This window comes from Enterobacter sp. Ap-867 (genome assembly GCF_011752855.1).
Taxonomy (GTDB): Bacteria; Pseudomonadota; Gammaproteobacteria; order Enterobacterales; family Enterobacteriaceae; genus Cedecea.
In genome coordinates, this window is sequence record NZ_VWWS01000002.1 from 467,834 (window position 1) to 492,997 (window position 25,164).

22 protein-coding genes and 1 riboswitch are annotated in these 25,164 nt (G+C 53.6%); of the genes, 16 read left to right on the plus strand and 6 right to left on the minus strand.

Annotation, left to right across the window (positions count from 1 at the left end):
* Nucleotides 1-23: 23 nt before the first annotated feature.
* A riboswitch (TPP riboswitch) is annotated at nucleotides 24-125 on the minus strand.
* A 49-nt stretch (nucleotides 126-174) separates the two neighbouring features.
* The gene (sgrR, locus tag F3J26_RS09785) at nucleotides 175-1,833 is read right to left on the minus strand and encodes an HTH-type transcriptional regulator SgrR (protein WP_008461747.1); all 1,659 of its coding nucleotides are present in this window, start codon (nucleotides 1,831-1,833) and stop codon (nucleotides 175-177) included.
* 87 nt (nucleotides 1,834-1,920) lie between these two features.
* Here sgrR and sgrT point away from each other — a divergent pair, with 87 nt between their 5' ends.
* Both sgrT and F3J26_RS09795 read left to right on the plus strand, forming a co-directional pair.
* Complete coding sequence (sgrT, locus tag F3J26_RS09790; RefSeq protein ID WP_008461749.1) at nucleotides 1,921-2,100, plus strand: glucose uptake inhibitor SgrT; 180 nt, start codon at nucleotides 1,921-1,923, stop codon at nucleotides 2,098-2,100.
* 112 nt (nucleotides 2,101-2,212) lie between these two features.
* Nucleotides 2,213-3,391, plus strand: coding sequence for a sugar efflux transporter (locus tag F3J26_RS09795; protein ID WP_166993529.1), 1,179 nt, complete (start codon nucleotides 2,213-2,215; stop codon nucleotides 3,389-3,391).
* A gap of 36 nt (nucleotides 3,392-3,427) precedes the next feature.
* Here the strand turns inward: F3J26_RS09795 and leuD are convergent, their stop codons facing one another.
* The 5 genes from leuD to leuL all read right to left on the minus strand — a co-directional run bounded on the left by leuD (nucleotide 3,428) and on the right by leuL (nucleotide 8,290).
* Complete coding sequence (gene leuD / locus F3J26_RS09800; protein WP_008461753.1) at nucleotides 3,428-4,033, minus strand: 3-isopropylmalate dehydratase small subunit; 606 nt, start codon at nucleotides 4,031-4,033, stop codon at nucleotides 3,428-3,430.
* Nucleotides 4,034-4,044: 11 nt separating this feature from the next.
* Nucleotides 4,045-5,445: a 3-isopropylmalate dehydratase large subunit gene (leuC, locus tag F3J26_RS09805; protein ID WP_166993531.1), complete on the minus strand. Its 1,401-nt coding sequence runs from the start codon at nucleotides 5,443-5,445 to the stop codon at nucleotides 4,045-4,047.
* A 2-nt stretch (nucleotides 5,446-5,447) separates the two neighbouring features.
* The gene (gene leuB / locus F3J26_RS09810) at nucleotides 5,448-6,539 is read right to left on the minus strand and encodes a 3-isopropylmalate dehydrogenase (RefSeq protein ID WP_166993533.1); all 1,092 of its coding nucleotides are present in this window, start codon (nucleotides 6,537-6,539) and stop codon (nucleotides 5,448-5,450) included.
* Nucleotides 6,539-8,116, minus strand: a complete 1,578-nt coding sequence (gene leuA, locus F3J26_RS09815) for a 2-isopropylmalate synthase (protein WP_008461762.1) — start codon at nucleotides 8,114-8,116, stop codon at nucleotides 6,539-6,541. Before leuA ends, leuB begins: the two co-directional genes overlap by 1 nt.
* 90 nt (nucleotides 8,117-8,206) lie before the next feature.
* Entirely contained in the window at nucleotides 8,207-8,290 is an 84-nt protein-coding gene (leuL, locus tag F3J26_RS22785; RefSeq protein ID WP_139827388.1) for a leu operon leader peptide, read from the minus strand.
* Nucleotides 8,291-8,717: 427 nt separating this feature from the next.
* Between leuL and leuO the strand changes: the two genes are divergently transcribed.
* The 14 genes from leuO to murG all read left to right on the plus strand — a co-directional run bounded on the left by leuO (nucleotide 8,718) and on the right by murG (nucleotide 25,105).
* Nucleotides 8,718-9,662 (plus strand): transcriptional regulator LeuO, encoded by a 945-nt coding sequence (leuO, locus tag F3J26_RS09825; protein ID WP_166993635.1) that lies wholly within the window; start codon nucleotides 8,718-8,720, stop codon nucleotides 9,660-9,662.
* 405 nt (nucleotides 9,663-10,067) lie between these two features.
* Nucleotides 10,068-11,792 carry an acetolactate synthase 3 large subunit gene (ilvI, locus tag F3J26_RS09830; protein ID WP_166993535.1) on the plus strand — a complete coding sequence of 575 codons (1,725 nt, stop codon included), beginning with the start codon at nucleotides 10,068-10,070 and terminating at the stop codon, nucleotides 11,790-11,792.
* A 2-nt stretch (nucleotides 11,793-11,794) separates the two neighbouring features.
* Nucleotides 11,795-12,286, plus strand: coding sequence for an acetolactate synthase small subunit (gene ilvN / locus F3J26_RS09835; RefSeq protein ID WP_008461768.1), 492 nt, complete (start codon nucleotides 11,795-11,797; stop codon nucleotides 12,284-12,286).
* Nucleotides 12,287-12,462: 176 nt separating this feature from the next.
* A complete protein-coding gene (gene cra / locus F3J26_RS09840; RefSeq protein ID WP_008461770.1) occupies nucleotides 12,463-13,467 on the plus strand; it encodes a catabolite repressor/activator in 1,005 nt (334 codons plus the stop codon).
* 562 nt (nucleotides 13,468-14,029) lie between these two features.
* Complete coding sequence (mraZ, locus tag F3J26_RS09845) at nucleotides 14,030-14,488, plus strand: division/cell wall cluster transcriptional repressor MraZ (RefSeq protein WP_008461772.1); 459 nt, start codon at nucleotides 14,030-14,032, stop codon at nucleotides 14,486-14,488.
* Between the two features lie 2 nt (nucleotides 14,489-14,490).
* Nucleotides 14,491-15,432, plus strand: a complete 942-nt coding sequence (rsmH, locus tag F3J26_RS09850) for a 16S rRNA (cytosine(1402)-N(4))-methyltransferase RsmH (protein ID WP_039300407.1) — start codon at nucleotides 14,491-14,493, stop codon at nucleotides 15,430-15,432.
* Nucleotides 15,429-15,791 carry a cell division protein FtsL gene (ftsL, locus tag F3J26_RS09855; protein ID WP_008461776.1) on the plus strand — a complete coding sequence of 121 codons (363 nt, stop codon included), beginning with the start codon at nucleotides 15,429-15,431 and terminating at the stop codon, nucleotides 15,789-15,791. Before rsmH ends, ftsL begins: the two co-directional genes overlap by 4 nt.
* Nucleotides 15,792-15,806: 15 nt before the next feature.
* A complete protein-coding gene (gene ftsI, locus F3J26_RS09860) occupies nucleotides 15,807-17,573 on the plus strand; it encodes a peptidoglycan DD-transpeptidase PBP3 (protein WP_008461778.1) in 1,767 nt (588 codons plus the stop codon).
* On the plus strand, nucleotides 17,560-19,047 hold the full coding sequence (gene murE, locus F3J26_RS09865) for a UDP-N-acetylmuramoyl-L-alanyl-D-glutamate--2,6-diaminopimelate ligase (protein ID WP_166993537.1): 1,488 nt from the start codon (nucleotides 17,560-17,562) through the stop codon (nucleotides 19,045-19,047). The genes ftsI and murE overlap by 14 nt, the downstream gene beginning before the upstream one ends.
* On the plus strand, nucleotides 19,044-20,402 hold the full coding sequence (murF, locus tag F3J26_RS09870) for a UDP-N-acetylmuramoyl-tripeptide--D-alanyl-D-alanine ligase (protein ID WP_166993539.1): 1,359 nt from the start codon (nucleotides 19,044-19,046) through the stop codon (nucleotides 20,400-20,402). Before murE ends, murF begins: the two co-directional genes overlap by 4 nt.
* Nucleotides 20,396-21,478 (plus strand): phospho-N-acetylmuramoyl-pentapeptide-transferase, encoded by a 1,083-nt coding sequence (gene mraY / locus F3J26_RS09875; RefSeq protein WP_039290277.1) that lies wholly within the window; start codon nucleotides 20,396-20,398, stop codon nucleotides 21,476-21,478. The genes murF and mraY overlap by 7 nt, the downstream gene beginning before the upstream one ends.
* 2 nt (nucleotides 21,479-21,480) lie before the next feature.
* A complete protein-coding gene (gene murD / locus F3J26_RS09880) occupies nucleotides 21,481-22,797 on the plus strand; it encodes a UDP-N-acetylmuramoyl-L-alanine--D-glutamate ligase (RefSeq protein WP_166876797.1) in 1,317 nt (438 codons plus the stop codon).
* The gene (ftsW, locus tag F3J26_RS09885) at nucleotides 22,797-24,041 is read left to right on the plus strand and encodes a cell division protein FtsW (RefSeq protein WP_039290282.1); all 1,245 of its coding nucleotides are present in this window, start codon (nucleotides 22,797-22,799) and stop codon (nucleotides 24,039-24,041) included. Before murD ends, ftsW begins: the two co-directional genes overlap by 1 nt.
* A complete protein-coding gene (gene murG, locus F3J26_RS09890) occupies nucleotides 24,038-25,105 on the plus strand; it encodes an undecaprenyldiphospho-muramoylpentapeptide beta-N-acetylglucosaminyltransferase (RefSeq protein ID WP_008461791.1) in 1,068 nt (355 codons plus the stop codon). Before ftsW ends, murG begins: the two co-directional genes overlap by 4 nt.
* The last annotated feature ends 59 nt before the right edge of the window (nucleotides 25,106-25,164 follow it).

The following is a 25,164-nucleotide window of genomic DNA, read 5'->3' on the forward strand; positions in this document are numbered from 1 at the left end:
TCAGTAAAAGGGGGCAAAGGAATTGAGTTGAGTGTCTCAAATCCCTTCGCCGGCGTTATCCGGATCAGGTTCGACGGGTATTATCTCAGCGCGGACAAACTGTCCTGGCACCCCGTTGAGCAGGGAGGATTCTACTGATTTCCTTTGGGTTACGGAAGTCATGTTACGAAAGCGTTATGGGCCCGGTGGGGCAAACCAGGCAGATTTGAAATCAAACCAGCCTAGCGTGTTCATCCTCACCCCACGCATACTGCGCTGGCCTTCAATGCGCAACCAGTGGTGAATCAATGGGATAACGTCATTGCGCTCCAGCATTTGCTTGCACCACTCAGGCAGGGCCAGCGTTTTGCTGTGCCAGCGACGGGCATCGCCCTGCCAGTCGCCAGGGATGCATTTTTGAATCAGCGGGACTTCGTAAAGCTGGGCAAACAGAGAGTATTCCAGCGGCATGGTGAAGTTCACGCTGTTCAGCCAGATGTCGCTTTCGGCCTCGCCCTGATGCCACTCAGCATAGTCTATCTCCTGCACAACCAGCTTCACGCCCTGCTCTGCCAGTAATTCGGTCATGATGCTACTGATCACCCGGTGCTCTACGTGGTCGCGGTAGTAGGTGAGCGTTATGCTCTCCAGGCCGGCAGGTTTAGGGAGCAACGGCCCTGGCCTCGAATGGTGCCAGCGGGGGAGCAAACCATAAGCCGGGAACCAGTACTGCTGATACTGCTCTGTAGCGCGGTATATAAGGTTAACCGGGGAGAGAATATGCCCAATCCACTGGCGCACGCTTTCGTCAACGCCAAGGCTGGATCGGCTGTCGAACAGCAGATAGTAGCAACCTTCTTCCGGGCGGCTTTCCACGGCTTTTTCGCTGTCCGGCATGCCCTGGAGCTGCACGCCGCAACTGGACTCCTCGCCAACTTCCGGCAGTACCCAAAAGTTGACCTCGTCAATGAGCGCCCGGAAGCCAAAGTAATCATCAAAGGCGTGGATCTTCAACTGGTTGCGGTTGTTCCGAGCCACGGAATAGGGGCCCGTGCCGATGGGCTGGCTGGCGAAATTTGTCATCGTTGTCCATTCGCGCGGCAGGATCATGGCGTTCACGCTGCCCAACAGCCACGGCAGCCAGTCATCAGGCTGACTAAGGTGGATATCCAGTGTCCAGATAGTCGGCGAGGTGATTTGCGTGATATGGGCAAAAAGCGGCAGAGCGTTGATGCGCTGCAGGGAAGAGATGATATCGAGCATGTCCAGCTCGCGACCGTGATGGAAATGGATGCCTGGGCGCAGGAAGAAGCGCCAGCGTAAAGGGGAAATTTGCTGCCAGTGGTGAGCAATGTCCGCTTCGAGTTCCCCATTTTCCTCATTTATTCGCGTCAGGCCGCTAAAAATCTGGCGGGCGATGTGGGTTTCGGAGCGCCTAAGCGCCGAGCCGGGCAGCAGATTTAGCAGCGGGCGATAGTAAAGGACACGCAGAATGTGTCGACCCTGGCGAAAGCTGCGGCCAAGATGAGAAATCAGCATCTGGCGGACAGCGGCTTTGTCGCCGACGATTTGAACCAGCTGATCGATGCGATCCTGCTCCAGCAGATCTTCCGCCCGCTGCTGCTGAAGGGCCAGCCCGGTATAGAGGAAAGTGAGCTGCGAGCGCTTGCCTCGTCCGGCTTCCGCCTGCCAGCTAAGCCAGCCTTTTTCCTGCATCGCATTAAGCAGCGTACGCATATGGCGGCGGGAACAGCTCAGCAAATCCGCTAAATCATTGAGCGTGGTTTCCTGAGGTTTGCCTTCGCAGCATTGCCACAGGCGGATGAATTGTTGTTGCAGGCGTGACGAAGACATAAAAGAGGAACTCCTGGCGGAAACTCATCAATTTAACTCTCCCTATATTACGTCAATAATGATTCCCGATGAAGCGAGGAGGTGTTTATGAAGCGGTCATCACCTGCGAAGTTTTTCCAACAGTACTTTGCCGCAACACAGTTTGTTTGCTCTGGATGGCTGGCTCGCCTGACGGTGGAGCAAAGACTAAGGATGCTCGAAGACTTGATGCAGTGGGAGGTTACAACCCCGATGCCCGAGAACGCCAACGCGCCGACTCATGTGTGACTGAGTATTGGTGCTTTTCACCGGCCAGCAGCTGTTTACTGCTGGCTTTTTTCGTTTAATCTTTATGCATTTAACAAATACCTCTGATTACATCTCCTTTTAAGGACATTCCATGCTCTGGTTTTTGACCCGCGCACGCCGTTTTAACCCTGTTTACGCTGCCTTCATGGCCGTCTCTTTTATGATTGGCGTGGCCGGGGCTTTGCAGGCACCGACGCTTAGCCTTTTTTTAACTCGAGAAGTCGAAGTGAGGCCGTTTTGGGTCGGCCTGTTTTACACCGTTAACGCGATTGCCGGGATTGGCGTCAGTTTGCTGTTGGCCAAAAGGTCGGACAGTCGGGGCGACCGGCGAAAACTGATTATGGTTTGCTGCGCGATGGCGGTGGCAAACTGCGTTCTGTTTGCCTTTAATCGTCATTATCTGACGCTGATTACGCTTGGCGTGATGTTTGCCTCAATAGCCAATACCGCCATGCCGCAGATTTTTGCCCTGGCGCGTGAGTACGCCGACCGTTCTGCCCGCGAAGTGGTGATGTTCAGCTCGATCATGCGGGCGCAGCTTTCTCTGGCGTGGGTTATCGGGCCGCCACTCTCTTTTATGCTGGCGCTGAAATATGGCTTTACCACGATGTTTCTTATCGCTGCCGGGATATTCGTTATTTCACTCGCGCTGATTATTTTCGCGCTGCCGTCCGTGCCGAGAGTTGAGCAGCCCGCAGAGGTGGCAATAACGCAGGTCAGCGGCTGGAAAGACAGTAACGTGCGGATGCTCTTTATCGCTTCGATGCTGATGTGGACCTGCAACACCATGTACATCATCGATATGCCGCTGTGGATAAGCCAGGATCTTGGGCTGCCGGATGAGCTGGCGGGGTTATTAATGGGCACGGCTGCAGGGATTGAGATCCCCGCGATGATCCTCGCCGGCTACTACGTGAAACGCTTTGGAAAACGTAACATGATGGTGGCGGCGGTTGTTGCTGGCATCCTGTTTTATGTTGGGCTGATTCTGTTCCACTCTAAAACGGCATTGGTGATCTTACAGCTGTTTAATGCGGTGTTTATCGGGATCATTGCGGGGATAGGCATGCTGTGGTTCCAGGATTTGATGCCTGGAAGACCGGGCTCTGCAACGACGCTATTCACCAACAGTATTTCAACGGGCGTGATTCTGGCTGGGATACTGCAGGGCGCGTTGGCGGAAGGTTTTGGTCACTATTCTGTTTACTGGCTGATGGCGGCGCTGGCGGTGGTCGCGCTGTTCCTGACTAGCCGGGTTAAGAACGTTTAAAATTTTCCCCTCTCATGAGCGAGAGGGGAAAATGAACTACCGCATAAACGCTGGCAGTTTTTGCTCGTAGCCGGAAATAGCGGCTTCGTGCTGCAGCGTCAGGCCGATGCTGTCCAGGCCGTTCAACATGCAGTGGCGGCGGAAGCTATCCAGCTCGAACGAATAGCTTTTCTCACCCGCCTGAACCGTCTGTGCTTCAAGGTCGACGACAAACTTAATGCCGGGCTGGGCATCGACCAGCTTGAACAGCTCATCAACCTGCTCATCGCTCAAGATAACCGGCAACAGCTGGTTGTTAAACGAGTTGCCATAGAAGATGTCCGCGAAGCTTGGCGCAATGACCACTTTGAAACCGTAGTCGGTTAATGCCCACGGGGCGTGCTCGCGCGAAGAGCCGCAGCCGAAGTTTTCACGCGCCAGCAAAATAGAGGCGCCTTTAAATTCCGGGTAGTTCAGCACGAACTCCGGGTTAGGCACTTGCCCGGCATCGTCCAGAAAACGCCAGTCGTTAAACAGGTGGGCGCCAAAACCGGTGCGGGTGACCTTCTGCAAAAACTGCTTCGGGATAATGGCATCGGTATCGACGTTCGCCGCGTCCAGCGGAACGACCAGGCCGGTATGTTGGATAAATTTCTCTGCCATGGTAGTTCCCCTTATTTCAGTGTACGAATATCGGCAAAATGACCGGAAACAGCGGCGGCGGCTGCCATCGCCGGGCTGACCAGATGAGTACGCCCGCCACGGCCCTGACGACCTTCGAAGTTACGGTTGCTGGTGGAGGCGCAACGCTCGCCTGGATTCAGGCGGTCATTGTTCATGGCCAGGCACATGGAACACCCAGGCAAACGCCACTCGAAACCGGCTTCAATGAAGATCTTATCCAGCCCTTCAGACTCGGCCTGAGCTTTAACCGGACCTGAGCCTGGCACAACCATGGCCAAAACGCCTGGTGCGACTTTGCGACCTTTGGCAACTTCAGCTGCTGCGCGCAGGTCTTCGATACGCGAGTTGGTGCAGGAACCGATAAAGACTTTATCGATAGCCACTTCGGTCAGGGGAATACCCGGTTGCAGGCCCATATAGGCCAGCGCTTTTTCTGCCGAGGCACGTTCTACCGGATCGCTGAAAGACTCCGGAGCAGGAATATTATCGGTGACGGAAATCACCTGGTCTGGGTTGGTTCCCCAGGTCACTTGCGGAGCAATGTCGGCGGCGTCTAAGGTGACGATGGTGTCAAATTTAGCGCCATCGTCGGTGCTGAAGGTTTTCCAGTACTCGACGGCTTCATCCCAGGCCGCACCTTTAGGGGCGTGCAGACGACCTTTCACATAGCTGAAGGTGGTTTCATCCGGCGCAACAATCCCGGCTTTGGCCCCCATTTCGATAGCCATGTTGCACAGCGTCATGCGGCCTTCCATGCTCAGGGCACGAATAGCGTCGCCGCAGAATTCAACCACGTGACCGGTGCCGCCGGCGCTGCCGGTTTTGCCGATGATAGCCAGCACGATATCTTTGGCCGTGATCCCCGGAGCCGCTTTGCCCTGGACTTCAATTTTCATGGTTTTCGCACGACCCTGTTTCAGAGTCTGCGTTGCCAGGACATGCTCAACTTCGGAAGTCCCAATCCCAAAAGCCAGTGCGCCGAATGCGCCGTGAGTGGCAGTATGGGAGTCGCCGCACACGATGGTCATGCCCGGCAGGGTGATCCCTTGTTCTGGCCCCATAACGTGAACGATGCCCTGATAAGGGTGGTTCAGATCGTACAGCTCAACGCCAAACTCTTTGCAGTTCTTCATCAGTTCCTGCATCTGAATACGGGCCATCTCGCCGGAGGCATTGATGTCCTTAGTTTGGGTCGACACGTTGTGGTCCATTGTGGCGAAGGTTTTCCCCGGCTGACGAACCGGGCGGCCATGGGCGCGCAATCCGTCAAAGGCCTGCGGGGAAGTCACTTCATGCACCAGGTGGCGATCGATATACAGCAGCGGTGTCTCTTCCGGGGCTTCATACACGACGTGGGCGTCGTACAACTTCTGATATAAGGTCCTGGCCATGATTATTTCCCCTGAGCGATGTAGCGGGCAATGATATCGCCCATTTCGTCGGTGCTGACTGCGTGACCATCGCGGGCTAAATCCCCGGTACGGTGGCCTTCTTCTAACGCGCGATTAATGGCGCTTTCGATAGCCTGCGCGGCTTCCTCAGCATCCAGGCTATAGCGCAACAGCAGCGCCAGCGACAGGATCTGCGCGATAGGGTTGGCAATGTTCTTCCCGGCGATATCCGGTGCTGAACCACCCGCAGGTTCGTATAAGCCAAAGCCTTGTTCGTTGAGGCTGGCAGAAGGCAGCATGCCCATAGATCCGGTGATCATGGCGCACTCGTCGGACAGGATGTCTCCGAACAAGTTGGAGCACAGCAGAACGTCGAACTGCGATGGATCTTTAATTAACTGCATGGTGGCGTTGTCGATATACATGTGGGACAGCGACACATCCGGGTATTCTTTAGCGATTTCGTTGACGATTTCACGCCACAACAGTGAGGTTTGCAGCACGTTTGCTTTATCAATGGAGGTTACTTTGCTGCGGCGTTTGCGGGCAGATTCAAAGGCGATGCGTGCAATGCGCTCGATCTCAAAGCGGTGGTAAACCTCGGTATCGAAGGCTTTCTCGTGCATACCGCTACCTTCACGGCCTTTCGGCTGGCCGAAGTAAATCCCGCCGGTCAGTTCGCGAACGCACAGAATGTCGAAGCCGTTAGCTGCGATGTCGGCGCGCAGCGGGCAAAACTCTTCCAGCCCCTGATACAGACGCGCAGGACGCAGGTTGCTGAAGAGTTTAAAATGTTTACGCAACGGCAGCAGGGCACCGCGTTCAGGCTGTTCTGCTGGCGGCAGATGTTCCCATTTCGGGCCACCTACAGAGCCGAACAGAATCGCATCGGCCTGCTCACAACCTTCGACCGTGGCCTGCGGCAGCGGGCTGCCGTGGCGATCAATCGCGGCACCACCGACGTCATAGGAGCTGGTGCTGATGCGGATATCAAAGCGATTGCGAACTGCATCCAGTACTTTCAGGGCCTGAGCCATCACTTCCGGGCCAATACCGTCACCCGGCAAAACTGCAATATGGTAATTTTTCGACATTACACGGTTTCCTGATTTTGTTCTTTATTCTGATGTTGAGCTTTGCGTTGCAATTCTTTTTCGACTTCACCGGCACGCCAGATGTTGTTCAGCACGTGGACCATGGCTTTGGCTGATGATTCGACGATGTCGGTTGTCAGCCCTACGCCGTGGAAGCGGCGGCCGTTGTAATCCACCACGATATCTACCTGGCCCAGGGCGTCTTTGCCTTGCCCTTTGGCGGTTAAGCTGTATTTCACCAGCTCAATGTTGTAATCGGTGATGCGGTTAATTGCCTGATAGACCGCATCCACCGGGCCGTTACCGTTTGCTGCTTCAGCTTTGACCTCTTCGCCGCAAACCAGCTTCACGGATGCCGTCGCGATACCGTTAGAACCCGACTGCACGCTGAAATAATCCAGGCTGAAGTGCTCAGGCTCTTCCTGCTGCTTGTTGATGAAGGCCAATGCTTCCAGGTCGTAGTCAAATACCTGGCCTTTTTTATCTGCCAGTTTCAGGAAGGCGTCGTACAGGTTATCCAGATTGTAATCAGCCTCTTTGTAACCCATCTCGTCCATGCGGTGCTTCACCGCGGCCCGTCCGGAGCGTGAGGTCAGGTTCAGCTGTACCTGATTCAGGCCGATGGATTCTGGCGTCATGATTTCGTAGTTTTCGCGATTTTTCAGCACGCCGTCCTGGTGAATACCGGAGGAGTGGGCGAAGGCGCCGGTGCCGACGATAGCTTTGTTGGCCGGAATTGGCATGTTGCAGATTTGGCTAACCATCTGGCTGGTGCGCCAGATTTCCTGATGATTGATATTGGTGTGCAGGTTCATGATGTCCTTGCGCACCTTGATAGCCATGATGACTTCTTCCAGTGAGCAGTTACCCGCGCGTTCACCGATACCGTTCATTGCGCCTTCCACCTGGCGAGCACCCGCGTGAACTGCCGCCATGGCATTACCTACGGCCAGCCCCAAATCGTCATGGGTGTGCACGGAAATAATCGCTTTATCAATGTTCGGCACGCGCTCATACAAACCGGTGATGATGTTGGAGAACTCAAACGGCATGGTGTAGCCGACGGTATCCGGGATGTTAATGGTGGTTGCGCCTGCGTTGATCGCGGCTTCGACTACGCGAGCCAGGTCGGCAATCGGCGTGCGGCCAGCATCTTCACAGGAAAATTCTACGTCATCGGTGTAGTTACGGGCGCGTTTCACCATATAAATAGCACGTTCAATAACTTCATCCAGCGTACTGCGCAGCTTGGTGGCGATGTGCATTGGAGAGGTGGCGATGAAAGTATGAATACGGAAGGCTTCAGCGACTTTTAAGGATTCAGCGGCAACATCTATGTCTTTTTCAACGCAGCGAGCGAGGCCACAAACGCGGCTGTTTTTGATATTGCGGGCAATAGTCTGTACGGATTCGAAATCACCGGGGGAAGAGACAGGGAAGCCGACTTCCATGACGTCGACGCCCATACGTTCCAGCGCCATAGCGATCTGCAATTTCTCTTTTACGCTCAGGCTTGCCTGTAAAGCCTGTTCGCCGTCGCGCAATGTGGTATCAAAAATAATGACTTGCTGGCTCATGGTTCGGTCCTTTATCTCTTTGGGTGCCTTCGCGACGAGCATAAAAAAACCCGCGCATTGGCGCGGGTTTTTTCTGTCTGAAGGCTTGAATCAACGCTGATTGTCGCCCACCAGTCTACCGCGCAAATAAGATGCGTTTAGTAGTAGACCAAGTAGGCGGACGGTGCGATTCATGTTTCAAGCCCTGTGCAATTTCGTGATGTATTTATTGGTACTTGATCTCAACGCAGGTGTCAACCTTTAGGCCGGTTGTGGGATCGCTGGGCCGATGCGTTCGTCGTGTTTGCTCAGTGAAAGATACCGAGAAAATGTCTTTTCTTAATATATTAATTAAGATTAAAAGGCGTAATATCGTCTGAGAACAGACTGAATTTAAATAATTCATCTTATGAATATGATAGAACTGATGTATTGTTCACGGGCTGACAGATTTCTTATTACCCATCCGGTGATTTACTGGTTTTTATTGAGTGGTTTTATTGCTTCAGTAATAACTGTTCTGGTTAATTGAGTCGTTATAAATTCTTGTCAGAAAGATATTAAAATGAAATTTCCAACTTATGCATTGTGGAATGGCACTCTATTTATTACTGGAGTAAAAATGGATTCTAAAATACATAAGAGTCGGGAGACTCTGGATGCAATAAGACCTCTGTTACGTAATGTAGACTTAAACCTGCTGACTGTTTTTGACACGGTAATGAGGGCACAAAGTATTACCGGTGCAGCCAGGCTGTTGGGGATGTCTCAGCCAGCCGTCAGCAACGCCGTGTCCCGGTTGAAAACCACCTTCAAGGATGAGTTATTTGTTCGCAATGGGCGGACGATACAAGCAACAGCCAGAGCTTTTCAGCTTTATGACGTGATTCGTGACGCCTTACAGATGGTCCAGAATGAGCTACCGGAAGGGGACTTTGATCCTCTAAGGAGCAAGCGGCAGTTTACGCTTTGCGTTGCCAGTCCTTTAGACAGTAAAATAATGTCACGTATTTTAGATACGATGAAATATAAGGCACCAAACGTTCAATTAATTTTTAAATCTTCTTTTAATGAAGATATTGAGCGGCAGCTACGCTATCAGGAAGTTGATTTTTTGATTTGTTATGATCAAATCTCTCGGCCTGAGTTTAAAAGAATCCCACTGTTTGAGGATGAAATCGTTTTAGTCACTGGCCAGGAGCACCCTGGTTTTTGTTCTCCGCTAACGACGCGTGATTTCTATAATCAGCAGCATGCGGTGGCTTCTCCAGAATGTTATGGCTCCTTCAGTTCACCGTGGTATGACACGTTGAATAAGCAAAATGCGATTGCCTATCAGGGAATGGCAATGACCTGTGTATTAAATGTGGTTTCACAAACACGGCTTGTGGCACTTGCACCACGCTGGTTGGTTGATAGTGTTCCTAATGAATTGAATCTAAGAGTGTTTCCTGTGCCTTTTATCAAAAGAAAGCGTACTTGTTATTTATCCTGGTATGGCTCCGTAGGGCAAGACAAGGGGCATTTGTGGATGAAAAATCAGATAGCAAAAAGCTTATGTCAATAACGTTACCAGTATTATGGATGCTCGGGCCTGAACAGCCCGTTTTCACTTTTTTATGTTAGAAAGGCAGTATTTTGTACTTTAGCATTTTCTGGTGGCCTCTTCCTCACAGCTTAATAATGCTAAATTAATACATAACGCACTGTGATTCCCCGCATCTTTGGCATATTCGTCATTAGTCACCCTCTCTATTTAGTCGATCGCTCCGCTATGCCTGATTTTTATAGAGGTGAGTGCAATTTCTTCTCTTCAGGTTGCTCTGGCGGGTAATTGCCTGACGGATCTTGAGCGGTTATGTTAATGGGCTAAACCTATAAAAATGATACAGGCAGAGACAAAACCTGTCGCAACGACGGTGCGGAAATGACTTCTGCATGCCGTCAAAAACGTGAGCCTGGAGGCAAAACCATGGAGATGTTGTCAGGAGCCGAGATGGTCGTCCGGTCGTTAATCGATCAGGGCGTAAAACAAGTATTCGGCTATCCGGGAGGCGCAGTACTCGATATTTACGATGCGCTTCATACTATGGGTGGGATCGATCATGTGCTGGTACGCCATGAACAGGCTGCAGTGCATATGGCCGACGGCCTGGCGCGTGCTACGGGAGAAACCGGCGTTGTGCTGGTGACTTCAGGGCCTGGCGCTACAAATGCTATTACCGGCATTGCAACCGCCTACATGGACTCCATTCCGATGGTTGTGTTGTCCGGGCAGGTCGCAACTTCATTGATTGGTTACGACGCCTTTCAGGAATGTGACATGGTCGGTATCTCCCGACCAGTCGTTAAACATAGCTTCCTGGTAAAACAGGTCGAGGACATACCTGGGATCATCAAAAAGGCATTCTGGCTTGCGTCCAGCGGCCGGCCAGGGCCGGTGGTCGTTGATTTACCCAAAGACATCATGAGTCCGCTGAATAAGCTGCCGTATGCCTGGCCAGACGCCGTTAGTATGCGCTCTTACAATCCAACGACGCAGGGCCACAAAGGGCAGATCAAGCGCGCCCTGCAGACGCTGATTGCGGCTAAAAAACCGGTGATGTACGTAGGCGGTGGGGCGATCAATTCAGCCTGCGAGGCAGAATTGTTGACGATTGCCGAAAAGCTCAATATTCCGGTTGTCTCATCGCTGATGGGGCTAGGTGCATTTCCGGCTACACATCGGCAGTCGCTGGGTATGCTGGGCATGCACGGCACCTACGAAGCCAACATGACGATGCATCATTCGGACGTTATCTTTGCCGTTGGCGTTCGCTTTGATGACCGAACCACTAACAATCTCGCTAAATACTGCCCGAATGCGACAGTGCTGCATATTGATATTGACCCTACGTCTATCTCCAAAACAGTTGCGGCGGATATCCCAATTGTGGGGGATGCGCGTCAAGCTCTGACGCAAATGCTGGACTTGCTTGCTCAGGAAGACGTTCAGCAATCCGGGGATGATATTCGGGACTGGTGGCAACAGATTGAACAGTGGCGCGCTCGTCACTGCCTTGAGTTCGATCGCCATAGCCAGGCTATCAAGCCGCAGGCTGTTATTGAAACCGCTTATCGCCTGACGAACGGTGATGCTTATGTCACCTCCGATGTGGGCCAGCACCAAATGTTTGCCGCGCTCTATTATCCGTTCGATAAGCCACGCCGTTGGATAAATTCCGGTGGTTTAGGCACGATGGGCTTTGGTCTTCCTGCCGCGCTTGGCGTGAAGATGGCGTTGCCGGATGAAACGGTCATTTGCGTCACCGGCGATGGCAGTATCCAGATGAATATTCAGGAACTTTCTACCGCGCTGCAGTACGGCTTGTCGGTTCTGGTTTTGAACCTTAACAACCGTTACCTCGGCATGGTGAAACAGTGGCAGGACATGATTTATTCGGGCCGCCACTCTCAGTCTTATATGGAGTCGCTCCCGGACTTTGTTCGCCTGGCTGAAGCTTATGGCCATGTGGGGATTAGTATCACTAAGCCAGAAGAACTGGAAAGCAAACTTGCCGAAGCGCTGGAAACCGTGCGCGGCGGGCGACTTGTTTTTGTCGATGTCACAGTTGACGGTACTGAACACGTTTATCCGATGCAGATTCGCGGTGGCGGTATGGATGAAATGTGGCTAAGCAAAACGGAGAGAACCTGATTATGCGCCGGATATTATCTGTATTACTGGAAAATGAATCAGGTGCGCTGTCCCGGGTCATTGGTCTGTTTTCCCAGCGTGGTTACAACATTGAAAGCCTTACCGTAGCGCCTACGGACGATCCCACGCTTTCTCGTATGACAATCCAAACCGTGGGTGACGAGAAGGTACTGGAACAGATTGAGAAGCAGCTGCACAAGCTAGTGGATGTGTTACGCGTCAGTGAGCTGGGGCAGGGGGCCTACGTTGAGCGTGAAATCATGCTGGTGAAGGTACAGGCCAGCGGATACGGGCGGGAAGAGGTGAAGCGCAGCACGGAAATTTTCCGTGGGCAAATCATTGATGTGACGCCAACGCTTTACACCGTCCAGCTTGCCGGGACCAGCGATAAACTCAATGCGTTCCTTGATACGATCCGTGATGTTGCGAAAATCGTCGAAGTGGCCCGTTCGGGTATTGTTGGCGTTTCGCGTGGCGATAAGATCATGCGTTAGTCCCGAATGTGATCTAATTCACATGCCCGGTAATCACTGCCGGGCTTTTTTTTGCAAATAAGAAAACAAGCGCCTGCAAAAGCGGTTGCCGGAGTTATTATTCTGCGCTTAGATGTGAATGTCGTTAACCATAACCAGAGCATGGGTATGGATCACCTGGAGAGTAAGGGGCTACAGTGAAATTGGATGAAATCGCGCGTCTGGCTGGCGTGTCGCGCACCACGGCAAGCTATGTTATCAACGGAAAAGCAAAACAGTATCGCGTCAGCGATAAAACCGTTGAGAAAGTCATGGCGGTGGTACGTGAGCATAATTACCACCCTAATGCGGTAGCCGCTGGGCTACGTGCAGGACGCACGCGTTCTATTGGGCTGGTGATCCCAGACCTGGAAAACACCAGCTACACCCGTATAGCAAATTACCTTGAGCGTCAGGCTCGCCAGCGCGGCTATCAGTTGCTGATCGCTTGCTCTGAGGATCAACCCGACAACGAAATGCGCTGTATTGAACATCTTCTGCAGCGGCAGGTTGATGCCATTATAGTGTCTACCTCGTTGCCGCCGGAGCATCCTTTTTATCAGCGTTGGGCAAACGATTCGTTCCCGATTATTGCGCTCGACCGTGCGTTAGACCGTGAACACTTCACCAGCGTTGTCGGTGCCGATCAGGACGATGCAGAAATGCTGGCTGAAGAGCTACGGAAATTCCCTGGTGAAAATATCCTTTACCTTGGTGCATTACCTGAACTGTCCGTGAGTTTCCTGCGTGAGCAAGGGTTCCGTACTGCCTGGAAAGACGATCCTCGTACCGTCAATTATCTCTACGCTAACAGCTATGAGCGTGAGGCTGCCGCTCAGCTTTTTGAAAAGTGGCTGGAAACTCACGAGATGCCTGATGCGCTGTACACAACGTCCTTCGCACTGCTGCAGGGCGTGATGGATGTCACGCTGCGCCGTCAGGGGCGGCTGCCTTCGGAGTTGGCGATCGCCACCTTCGGCGATCATGAGCTGCTGGATTTCCTGCAGTGTCCGGTATTGGCGGTCGCACAGCGTCACCGCGATGTTGCCGAACGCGTACTGGAACTGGTGCTGGCAAGCCTTGATGAGCCACGTAAGCCGAAGCCTGGGTTGACCCGAATTCGCCGCAATCTTTATCGTCGGGGTAGCTTAAGTCGTTACTGATAAAGAGATCATTATCAGCCACTTAAAGTTAATTAAGATTTTTCCCGTATATTTACCCTTATTTTTTAAGGCAATTAATTAGGCGGGAAAAATCGGGTAAAAAAATCTCCATCGAGAAATAAATCTCTTCTTTGTATTATTTTGTTACACACCAGCAGCTAAGAAATGTTGGATTATTAATCATTAGCAACCTCTCTTTACTTCTGTCTCGCGCCGAGCCAGCGCCAGACGGGCATCTGGCGCTGTTCACTCGCTTTGAAATACCTTAAAATGCCGCCCGCGTCGCAAACTGAGTACTTAATATTTCTCCAGACAAGTATTCGGTCGTTTTAACGCTGTTGATGTTTATTGGTCTTTTTCTTTCAAATATTCATAACGTTAATTTTGCCTCGCTATTGCGGGCTTTTTCACGCCAGCCATTTATCAATCGCTTAGGCGCGGGAATTTATTCCCGTAAGCGGCCTGGCTGGCTTGACAAGGTTTTCCTCCCCTCCGTAAACTCCTTTATGTGGGAATTTGTGGGTTAAAGTGGTGAAATGGGTCATTAAAGGGTGAGGCTGGCATGTTCCGTGGGGCAACGTTAGTCAATCTCGACAGCAAGGGGCGGCTCGCCGTGCCTACCCGTTATAGGGAAAAGCTGATCGAAACCTCAGAAGGTCAGATGGTTTGTACCATCGACATCCATCACCCCTGCCTGCTGCTTTATACCGTTCCTGAGTGGGAAATCATTGAACAAAAGCTTGCCCGTCTGTCGAGCATGAACCCCGCAGAACGCCGCGTACAGCGTCTGTTATTGGGGCATGCCAGTGAATGTCAGATGGATAACGCCGGGCGATTGCTGTTGGCGCCCGTTTTACGGCAGCACGCCGGGCTTACCAAAGAAGTCATGCTGGTCGGCCAGTTCAATAAGTTTGAGCTGTGGGATGAAGCGACCTGGCATCAACAGGTCAAGGAAGATATCGACGCTGAGCAGGGTTCGACAAACACCTTGTCGGATCGTCTGCAGGACTTGTCACTTTAGAAATGATGGAAAATTTTAAACACACTACGGTGCTGCTGGACGAGGCCGTGAACGGCCTGAATATTCGTCCCGACGGCATCTACATTGATGGCACTTTTGGTCGCGGTGGCCATTCACGCCTGATTCTGTCCCAGCTCGGTGAGCAAGGACGGCTGCTGGCGATCGACCGCGATCCGCAGGCGATTGCTGCGGCTGCCGCTATCGATGACCCACGCTTCTCCATCATTCATGGCCCATTCTCTGCGCTTGCAGATTACGCACGTGAGCGCGAACTGGACGGCAAGATCGACGGCATTTTGCTGGATCTCGGCGTCTCTTCTCCTCAACTGGATGATGCAGAACGCGGTTTCTCGTTTATGCGTGATGGGCCGCTGGATATGCGTATGGACCCAACGCGAGGTCAATCCGCTGCCCAATGGTTGATGACGGCGGAAGAGGCTGATATTGCCTGGGTTATTAAAACCTTTGGTGAAGAACGTTTTGGTAAGCGCATTGCACGCGCCATCGTTGAGCGTAACCGGGAAGAGCCGATGACGCGTACCAAAGAGCTGGCGGCCGTCGTCTCTGCCGCTATGCCGGTTAAAGATAAGTTTAAGCACCCGGCTACCCGAACATTTCAGGCTATCCGGATCTGGATCAACAGCGAGCTGGATGAAATTGAAAAAGCGCTGAATGGCTCGCTGGAGGCGTTATCTCCCGGTGGCCGTTTATCGATCATCAGCTTCCATTCTCTGGAAGATCGCATTGTTAAACGCTTCATGCGTGAAAACAGCCGTGGGCCACAGGTCCCAGCCGGTTTACCGATGACAGAAGCACAGCTGAATAAGCTGGGTGGCCGCCAGTTGAAAGCGCTAGGTAAGCTGATGCCAGGTGAAGAAGAGGTGGCGGAAAATCCACGCGCCCGTAGTTCTGTTTTGCGGATTGCGGAGAGGACTAACGCATGATCAATCGGGTGACAGAAACCCTCAGCAGAGTGACGCAGCTCGGCAGCAACGAGCGTCATGCGCTGCCTGCCGTGATTGGTGGCGATCTTCTGCGCCATGGGAAACTGGCACTTTGCTTGTTCGTTGCCATTATTGTGACCGCGGTTTCCGTGGTCACGACGGCGCACCATACTCGTCTGCTCACTGCACAGCGCGAGCAGATGGTACTCGAACGTGATGCGCTGGATATTGAATGGCGCAACCTGATTCTTGAAGAAAATGCGCTCGGCGATCATAGCCGGGTAGAACGGATCGCGACGGAAAAGCTGCAGCTGCAGCATGTCGATCCTTCACAGGAAAACATCGTAGTTCAGCAATAAGGAACAGTGCGGCAGATGAGAGCAGCGGCAAAAACGCTTAAACCAAAACGTCAGGAAGAACAGGCCAACTTTGTGAGTTGGCGTTTTGCGTTGCTCTGCGGTTGCATTCTGTTGGCGCTGGCTTTCCTTCTGGGCCGTGTTGCCTGGCTGCAGATAATCAACCCGGACATGCTGGTACGTCAGGGTGACATGCGTTCATTGCGCGTGCAGGAAGTGTCTACTTCCCGAGGGATGATAAGCGATCGCGCGGGACGCCCTCTTGCGGTTAGCGTACCGGTAAATGCCGTCTGGGCCGACCCGAAAGAATTGCATGACGCTGGCGGAGTCACGCTGGACAACCGCTGGAAAGCGCTAGCCGATGCACTAAAAATGCCTCTCGACCAGCTTTCATCTCGCGTGAACAGCAACCCCAATGGGCGGTTTATTTATCTTGCGCGTCAGGTTAACCCGGATATTGGCGACTACATCAAAAAGCTTAAGCTTCCGGGAATTCACCTTCGCCAGGAATCTCGTCGCTACTACCCATCCGGCGAAGTGACTGCTCACCTCATCGGCTTCACCAACGTGGACAGCGAAGGGATCGAGGGGGTGGAAAAAAGCTTTGATAAATGGCTCACCGGTCAGCCTGGCGAGCGCATTGTGCGTAAAGACCGCTACGGGCGCGTTATCGAAGACATTTCCTCTACCGACAGCCAGGCCGCCCATAACCTGGCTTTGAGCATTGATGAACGCCTACAGGCGCTGGTTTATCGTGAACTGAATAACGCCGTTGCCTTCAACAAAGCCGAATCGGGCAGTGCCGTTTTGGTTGATGTTAATACTGGTGAAGTTCTGGCGATGGCGAACAGCCCGTCCTACAACCCGAACAATCTAACCGGCACGGCAAAAGACGTAATGCGTAACCGCACCATCACCGACGTCTTCGAGCCGGGTTCCACCGTTAAGCCGATGGTGGTAATGACCGCGTTGCAGCGTGGTGTGGTGAATGAAAATAGCGTACTGAATACGATTCCGTACCGCATTAATGGTCATGAGATCAAAGATGTGGCGCGGTACAGCGAATTGACCCTTACCGGGGTATTACAGAAGTCGAGTAACGTCGGTGTTTCTAAGCTGGCGTTAGCGATGCCCTCCTCAGCGTTAGTAGATACTTACTCACGTTTTGGACTGGGAAAAGCGACCAATTTGGGGTTGGTCGGGGAACGCAGTGGCTTATATCCTCAAAAACAACGGTGGTCTGACATAGAGAGGGCCACCTTCTCTTTCGGCTATGGGCTAATGGTAACCCCGTTACAGTTAGCGCGAGTCTACGCAACGATTGGCAGCTACGGCATTTATCGCCCGCTGTCGATAACCAAAGTTGACCCGCCGGTTCCCGGCGAGCGTATCTTTGCTGAATCAACCGTCCGCACCGTGGTGCACATGATGGAAAGCGTGGCGCTTCCCGGCGGCGGCGGCGTGAAGGCGGCCATTAAGGGCTACCGTATTGCGATTAAAACCGGTACTGCGAAAAAAGTCGGGCCGGACGGTAAATACATAAACAAATACATTGCTTACACCGCAGGCGTTGCGCCAGCCAGCCAGCCGCGATTTGCGCTGGTGGTGGTTATCAATGACCCGCAGGGCGGTAAGTATTACGGCGGTGCCGTATCTGCACCTGTGTTCGGTGCCATCATGGGCGGCGTACTGCGCACCATGAACATCGAGCCGGATGCGCTGGCAACCGGTGAGAAAAGCGAATTTGTAATTAATCAGAAAGAGGCATCAGGTGGCAGATCGTAATTTGAGCGACCTTCTTGCTCCGTGGGTAGCCGGGCTACCTGCGAGAGCGCTGCGAGAGATGACACTCGACAGCCGCGTGGCGGCTGCGGGCGATCTTTTTGTGGCCGTGGTCGGTCATCAGGCGGACGGGCGTCGTTATATCCCGCAGGCGATAGCACAGGGTGTGGCTGCCGTGATCGCAGAAGCGGACGGTGAAGCGGCGGATGGCGAAGTTCGCGAGATGCACGGCGTACCGGTCATTTACCTGAGCCAGTTGCATCAGCGCCTGTCTGCATTGGCTGGCCGTTTCTATCATCAACCTTCTGAATCCTTACGTCTGGTTGGTGTCACCGGCACCAACGGCAAAACGACAACGACTCAACTGTTGGCGCAGTGGGCGCAGCTGCTGGGTGAAACCGGCGCAGTGATGGGGACCGTAGGCAATGGCCTGCTCGGGCAGGTTGTGCCGACAGAAAATACCACGGGTTCTGCGGTAGACGTGCAGCACGTGCTGGCGAGCCTGAAGGCTCAAGGTGCAACCTTTGGTGCCATGGAAGTTTCATCCCATGGTCTGGTTCAGCATCGCGTGGCGGCGCTGAAGTTTGCCGCGTCGGTGTTTACCAATTTAAGCCGAGATCACCTTGATTATCACGGTGATATGGCGAATTACGAAGCCGCTAAGTGGCTGTTGTTTTCCGAGCATGACTGCGGTCAGGCGATCATCAACGCCGATGACGAAGTGGGTCACCGCTGGTTGGCGCGCCTGCCGGATGCCGTGGCGGTCACAATGGAAAATAACCTTGAGCCGGGGGCGCATGGGCGCTGGCTGAAAGCGGATGAAGTGGTTTATCACGATGGTGGAGCGACGATTCACTTCAGTTCATCGTGGGGTAATGGCGAAATTGAAAGCCGCCTGATGGGCGCGTTTAACGTCAGTAACCTGCTGTTGGCTTTAGCCACGCTGCTGGCGCTGGGTTATCCGCTCGAAGCATTAATTGCCACAGGTCCGCGTCTGCAACCTGTTTGTGGGCGAATGGAAGTGTTCAGCACTACCGGCAAACCTACCGTGGTAGTGGATTATGCCCACACGCCGGATGCGTTGGAAAAAGCGCTACAGGCAGCTCGTCTGCACTGTTCCGGCAAACTGTGGTGTGTATTCGGCTGTGGCGGCGATCGCGATAAAGGTAAACGGCCAATTATGGGCGGTATTGCCGAACAATATGCCGATGTGGTGGTGGTGACCGATGACAACCCACGCACCGAAGAACCGAAGGCCATCGTCGACGATATCCTGACCGGTATGCTGGATGCAGGCCGTGTGCACGTTGTGCTGGGCCGCGCAGAAGCGGTGACTAACGCGATTATGCAGGCCAAAGAAAATGATGTGGTTCTGCTGGCGGGCAAAGGCCACGAGGACTATCAGATTGTTGGCAACCGTCGTCTGGATTACTCCGACCGCGTTACCGCAGCGCGCCTGCTGGGGGTTGTGGCATGATTCGCGTCTCCCTGAAGCAACTGGCATCCATTCTTAATGGGCAGCTACATGGCGCAGACGCCGACATTATTGATGTCACAACGGATACCCGTAAGCTGACAGCTGGCTGTCTGTTTGTTGCGCTGAAAGGCGAGCGTTTTGATGCCCATGACTTTGCCGCCGATGCGGTGAAAGGCGGGGCAGGCGCATTATTGGTTAACCGTAAGCTGGATATTGATGTTCCCCAACTGGTTGTGGCCGATACCCGCCTTGCATTTGGCGAACTAGGTGCGTGGGTTCGCCAGCAGGTGCCTACTCGCGTTGTGGCGCTAACCGGCTCTTCCGGCAAAACCTCCGTGAAGGAAATGGCGGCATCTATTCTGCGCCAGTGCGGCAACACGCTTTATACAGCTGGCAACCTGAATAACGATATTGGCGTGCCGATGACGCTGCTGCGCCTGACGCCGGAATACGATTATGCCGTTATTGAGCTGGGTGCAAACCACCAGGGGGAAATCGCCTGGACCGTAGGGTTAACCCGCCCGGAAGCGGCTCTGGTAAACAACCTGGCGGCTGCGCATCTTGAAGGGTTTGGTTCCCTGGCGGGCGTGGCAAAAGCCAAAGGCGAGATCTTTACCGGCCTTGCGGCAAACGGTACGGCGATCCTTAATGCCGATAACAACGACTGGCTGAACTGGCAGGCGATCATTGGCGATCGTAAAACCTGGCGCTTCTCACCGAACGCTGCCGGAAGCGATTTCACCGCAACGAATATCCATATCACCTCCCACGGTACCGAATTTACTCTGCATACGCCGCAGGGCGATGTTGATGTCATTCTGCCGCTGCCGGGTCGTCACAATATTGCTAACTCGCTGGCGGCTACCGCGCTGGCAATGGCCGTTGGCGCGACGCTCGAAGCAGTAAAAGCAGGGCTTGCTGAGCTTAAAGCCGTGCCGGGCCGCCTGTTCCCTATCCAGCTTGCAGAGAATCAACTGCTGCTGGACGACAGCTACAACGCTAACGTGGGTTCAATGACCGCGGCGGCACAGGTTCTGTCAGAAATGCCGGGTTACCGTGTGATGGTAGTTGGCGATATGGGCGAGCTGGGTGAGGAAGCCGAAGCTTGCCATCGTCAGGTTGGCGAAGCGGCAAAAGCCGCAGGTATTGACCGTGTTTTGAGCGTTGGCGTGTTAAGTAAAACGCTGAGTGACGCATCAGAAGTTGGTGAACATTTTGCCGATAAACAGGCCGTGGTGGCGCGTTTGAAAGCGCTTATCGCGGAACATTCAATTTTAACCATTTTGGTGAAAGGTTCACGTAGTGCGGCCATGGAAGAGGTGGTTCGCGCATTACAGGAGAAACAAGCATGCTAGTTTGGCTGGCCGAACATTTGGTCAAATATTATTCCGGCTTTAACGTCTTTTCCTATCTGACGTTTCGCGCCATCGTCAGCCTGCTGACCGCTCTGTTTATCTCCCTGTGGATGGGACCGCGGATGATCGCGCGTTTACAGCAACTCTCCTTCGGGCAGGTTGTACGTAACGATGGTCCAGAGTCGCACTTTAGCAAGAAAGGAACGCCAACCATGGGCGGGATCATGATCCTGACCGCCATTGTGGTGTCCGTGCTGATGTGGGCTTATCCCTCGAACCCTTACGTCTGGTGCGTGCTGTTCGTACTGATCGGCTTCGGGATTGTTGGCTTTGTCGATGACTACCGCAAAGTGGTTCGTAAGGACACCAAAGGTCTGATTGCTCGCTGGAAATACTTCTGGATGTCGGTGATTGCACTGGTCGTTGCTTTCACAATGTATGCAGCCGGGAAAGGGACGCCAGCAACTGAACTTGTTGTGCCGTTCTTCAAAGACGTGATGCCGCAGCTTGGTTTGTTCTATGTACTGCTGGCGTATTTTGTAATTGTTGGTACCGGTAATGCGGTAAACCTGACGGATGGTCTTGATGGCCTGGCGATTATGCCTACCGTGTTTGTCGCTGCAGGTTTTGCGCTGGTGGCATGGGCTACGGGGAACATGAATTTTGCGGGCTACCTCCACATTCCTTACCTGCGCCATGCGGGTGAACTGGTTATCGTCTGTACGGCGATTGTCGGCGCAGGCCTGGGCTTCCTGTGGTTCAACACATACCCGGCTCAGGTCTTCATGGGCGATGTAGGCTCGTTGGCTCTTGGCGGGGCGCTGGGGACTATCGCGGTACTGCTGCGTCAGGAGTTCCTGCTGGTGATTATGGGTGGCGTGTTCGTCGTTGAAACGCTATCGGTGATCCTGCAGGTGGGCTCGTTCAAGCTCAGAGGGCAGCGTATCTTCCGTATGGCGCCCATTCACCATCACTATGAATTGAAGGGCTGGCCGGAGCCACGCGTGATTGTGCGCTTCTGGATTATTTCGCTGATGCTGGTGCTTATTGGCCTGGCTACGCTGAAGGTTCGCTAAATATGGCAGATTACCAGGGTAAAAATGTTGTCATCATTGGACTGGGCCTGACGGGCCTGTCCTGCGTGGATTTCTTTATTGCGCGCGGCATTACGCCACGCGTAATGGATTCCCGTATCTCCCCTCCTGGTCTTGATAAGCTGCCTGAGAACGTTGATCGTCATACCGGTTCGCTGAATGAGGACTGGTTGCTGGCGGCGGATTTGATTATTGCCAGCCCTGGCGTAGCGCTGGCAACTCCAGCCTTGAGTGCGGCGGTGGATGCCGGGGTCGAGGTTATTGGTGATATAGAGCTGTTTTGCCGAGAGGCCCAGGCGCCGATTGTCGCGATTACCGGCTCCAACGGGAAAAGTACCGTCACCACCCTGGTGGGAGAGATGGCGAAAGCCGCGGGTGTGAACGTGGGCGTTGGCGGAAATATTGGTCTGCCGGCGTTGATGCTGCTGGACAAAGGCTGTGAGCTTTATGTTCTTGAGCTATCAAGCTTCCAGTTGGAAACCACCCATAGCCTGAAGGCTGCGGCGGCGACCGTTCTGAACGTGACGGAAGATCATATGGATCGCTATCCGTTCGGGATGCAGCAATATCGTGCGGCAAAACTGAGCATCTATGAAAATGCCAAAGTTTGCGTGGTCAACGCAGATGACGCATTAACGATGCCGGTACGCGGCGCGGACGAGCGCTGTATCAGCTTCGGTGTGGACGTCGGCGATTATCATCTTAATCGTCAGCAGGGTGACACCTGGCTGCGGGTGAAAGGGGAGAAAATCCTCAACACCAAAGAAATGAAACTGGTTGGGCAGCATAACTATACTAACGCGCTGGCAGCGCTGGCGCTGGCGGATGCGGTGAATCTGCCTCGTTCCAGCAGCCTGAAAGCGTTGACCACCTATACTGGCCTGGCTCATCGCTTCCAACTGGCCTGGGAACGGAATGGCGTTCGCTGGATTAATGACTCTAAAGCCACCAACGTCGGCAGTACTGAAGCCGCGTTAAACGGTCTGCACGTTGAAGGAACACTGCATCTTTTGTTAGGCGGTGACGGCAAGTCTGCCGACTTCTCACCTTTAGCTCGCTACCTGCAGGGTGATCGCGTACGCCTTTACTGCTTTGGTCGTGACGGTGCTGAACTGGCTGAGTTACGCCCGGATATTGCCGAGCGTACAGAAACCATGGAGCAGGCGATGAAGCTTGCCGCTGCCCGTGTGGAATCTGGCGATATGGTGCTGCTCTCTCCAGCCTGCGCGAGTCTCGATCAGTTTAAAAACTTTGAACAACGCGGCGACATGTTTACTCAATTAGCGAAGGAGCTAGGCTGATGCGTTTATCTCTCCCTCGCCTTCGCGTCCCCCGTATTCCAGGGTTTGGTATCCTGGCCTGGGTCGCTTCGGCGTTAAAAGGGTGGGTAATGGGCTCCCGTGAGGCCGACGCCAACAGCATGGTGCTGTATGACCGCACGCTGCTTTGGCTGACCTTAGGCCTTGCTGCGATCGGTTTTATTATGGTGACCTCGGCGTCGATGCCGGTAGGCCAGCGCCTGGCAAACGATCCATTCCTGTTTGCCAAACGCGACGGGCTCTACATCATCGTCGCGTTTGTGCTGGCGATGGTGACGCTGCGCTTGCCGATGGATTTCTGGCAGCGTCACAGCACGGCCATGCTGCTGGCTTCGATCGTGATGCTGCTAATTGTACTGGTCGTCGGTAGCTCGGTTAATGGGGCATCGCGCTGGATTGCTTTCGGCCCGCTGCGTATTCAGCCCGCAGAGTTTTCCAAGCTGTCACTGTTCTGTTATCTCGCCAACTATCTTGTGCGCAAGGTGGATGAAGTTCGAAATAACCTGCGCGGCTTCCTGAAGCCAATGGGCGTGATTCTGGTGATGGCCGTTCTGCTGCTAGCCCAGCCTGACCTTGGTACCGTAGTTGTGCTGTTTGTCACTACGCTGGCGATGTTGTTCCTCGCAGGAGCAAAGCTGTGGCAGTTTATCGCGATCATCGGGATGGGGATCTCGGCAGTTATCCTGCTGATCCTCGCCGAACCTTACCGTATTCGCCGCGTAACGTCGTTCTGGAACCCGTGGGAAGATCCATTCGGCAGCGGCTACCAGTTAACGCAATCACTGATGGCTTTTGGGCGCGGTGAATTGTGGGGACAAGGGCTTGGGAACTCGGTTCAGAAGCTGGAATATCTGCCTGAAGCGCACACTGACTTTATCTTCTCGATCATCGGCGAGGAGCTGGGATATATCGGTGTGGTGCTTGCACTTTTGATGGTATTCTTCGTCGCTTTTCGCGCGATGTCCATCGGCAAGCGCGCGCTGGAATTGGATCAGCGTTTCTCCGGTTTCCTGGCGTGTTCTATCGGGATCTGGTTTAGCTTCCAGGCGCTGGTTAACGTTGGCGCTGCGGCGGGGATGTTGCCCACGAAAGGCCTGACGCTGCCGCTTATTAGTTACGGCGGTTCCAGCCTGTTGATTATGTCCACGGCAATCATGCTGTTGTTGAGAATAGATTATGAAACGCGTCTGGCTAAGGCTCAGGCGTTTACACGGAGTGCCAAATGACGGGCAAAGCGAAGCGATTGATGGTGATGGCGGGTGGTACAGGTGGGCATGTTTTCCCAGGCCTGGCCGTTGCCCATCACCTTCGGGCGGAAGGATGGGATATTCGCTGGCTTGGTACTGCAGACCGTATGGAAGCAGATCTGGTGCCGAAAAACGGGATTGAGATCGATTTTATTCGCATTTCTGGCCTGCGCGGCAAAGGCGTAAAGGCCTTGTTGATGGCTCCTGTACGTATTTTTAACGCGTGGCGCCAGGCTCGCGCCATCATGAAAGCTTGGAAGCCGGATGTTGTGCTGGGCATGGGCGGGTATGTTTCCGGACCCGGTGGTCTGGCTGCCTGGTCTCTTGGCATTCCGGTTGTCTTGCATGAACAGAACGGCATTGCCGGTCTGACGAATAAATGGTTGGCAAAGATCGCCACCAAGGTAATGCAGGCCTTTCCCGGTGCATTCCCTGAAGCGGACGTTGTTGGCAATCCGGTGCGGACAGATGTGCTTGCTTTACCGCTGCCGCAAGAGCGTTTTGCCGGAAGAGAAGGTCCGGTTCGCGTGCTGGTTGTCGGCGGTTCTCAGGGCGCTCGAGTGTTGAACCAAACCATGCCGCAGGTCGCGGGGCGTTTAGGTGAATCCGTGACTGTCTGGCACCAAACCGGAAAGGGTGGTCAGGCGGTTGTGCAGCAGGCTTACGCTGAAGCAGGGCAGCCTCAGCACAAGGTCACCGAGTTTATTGATGATATGGCAGCAGCCTACGAATGGGCTGATGTTGTGGTTTGTCGCTCCGGGGCGTTAACCGTGAGTGAAATCGCGGCTGCAGGGTTACCAGCCTTGTTCGTTCCTTTCCAGCACAAAGATCGACAGCAGTACTGGAATGCGCTGCCGCTGGAAAAAGCGGGCGCCGCGAAAATACTGGAGCAACCGCAGTTTACCGTGGATGCCGTTACCCGTACCCTGGCCGGATGGGACAGAGCAACGCTGCTGGCAATGGCCGAGCGCGCGCGCGCTGCCTCCATTCCTGATGCAACTGAACGTGTAGCAAACGAAGTCAGCGCCGCAGCGCGCGCGTAATACTTGTGGGTGGCAAATTGTCGCCCGTAAATTTGATGTAATGGCGGCATGCCGCTTGC

Bases quoted from the DNA above. Each gene is read 5' to 3' on its own strand.
- leuD (WP_008461753.1), bottom strand. From the start codon at position 4,033: ATGGCAGAGAAATTTATCCAACATACCGGCCTGGTCGTTCCGCTGGAC.
- sgrR (WP_008461747.1), bottom strand. From the start codon at position 1,833: ATGTCTTCGTCACGCCTGCAACAACAATTCATCCGCCTGTGGCAATGC.
- mraY (WP_039290277.1), top strand. From the start codon at position 20,396: ATGCTAGTTTGGCTGGCCGAACATTTGGTCAAATATTATTCCGGCTTT.
- leuB (WP_166993533.1), bottom strand. From the start codon at position 6,539: ATGTCGAAAAATTACCATATTGCAGTTTTGCCGGGTGACGGTATTGGC.
- ilvI (WP_166993535.1), top strand. From the start codon at position 10,068: ATGGAGATGTTGTCAGGAGCCGAGATGGTCGTCCGGTCGTTAATCGAT.
- ftsW (WP_039290282.1), top strand. From the start codon at position 22,797: ATGCGTTTATCTCTCCCTCGCCTTCGCGTCCCCCGTATTCCAGGGTTT.
- leuC (WP_166993531.1), bottom strand. From the start codon at position 5,445: ATGGCCAGGACCTTATATCAGAAGTTGTACGACGCCCACGTCGTGTAT.
- sgrT (WP_008461749.1), top strand. From the start codon at position 1,921: ATGAAGCGGTCATCACCTGCGAAGTTTTTCCAACAGTACTTTGCCGCA.
- leuL (WP_139827388.1), bottom strand. From the start codon at position 8,290: ATGAATCGCACCGTCCGCCTACTTGGTCTACTACTAAACGCATCTTAT.
- ftsL (WP_008461776.1), top strand. From the start codon at position 15,429: ATGATCAATCGGGTGACAGAAACCCTCAGCAGAGTGACGCAGCTCGGC.
- ilvN (WP_008461768.1), top strand. From the start codon at position 11,795: ATGCGCCGGATATTATCTGTATTACTGGAAAATGAATCAGGTGCGCTG.
- murF (WP_166993539.1), top strand. From the start codon at position 19,044: ATGATTCGCGTCTCCCTGAAGCAACTGGCATCCATTCTTAATGGGCAG.
- murD (WP_166876797.1), top strand. From the start codon at position 21,481: ATGGCAGATTACCAGGGTAAAAATGTTGTCATCATTGGACTGGGCCTG.
- murG (WP_008461791.1), top strand. From the start codon at position 24,038: ATGACGGGCAAAGCGAAGCGATTGATGGTGATGGCGGGTGGTACAGGT.
- F3J26_RS09795 (WP_166993529.1), top strand. From the start codon at position 2,213: ATGCTCTGGTTTTTGACCCGCGCACGCCGTTTTAACCCTGTTTACGCT.
- leuA (WP_008461762.1), bottom strand. From the start codon at position 8,116: ATGAGCCAGCAAGTCATTATTTTTGATACCACATTGCGCGACGGCGAA.
- mraZ (WP_008461772.1), top strand. From the start codon at position 14,030: ATGTTCCGTGGGGCAACGTTAGTCAATCTCGACAGCAAGGGGCGGCTC.
- leuO (WP_166993635.1), top strand. From the start codon at position 8,718: ATGGATTCTAAAATACATAAGAGTCGGGAGACTCTGGATGCAATAAGA.
- rsmH (WP_039300407.1), top strand. From the start codon at position 14,491: ATGATGGAAAATTTTAAACACACTACGGTGCTGCTGGACGAGGCCGTG.
- ftsI (WP_008461778.1), top strand. From the start codon at position 15,807: ATGAGAGCAGCGGCAAAAACGCTTAAACCAAAACGTCAGGAAGAACAG.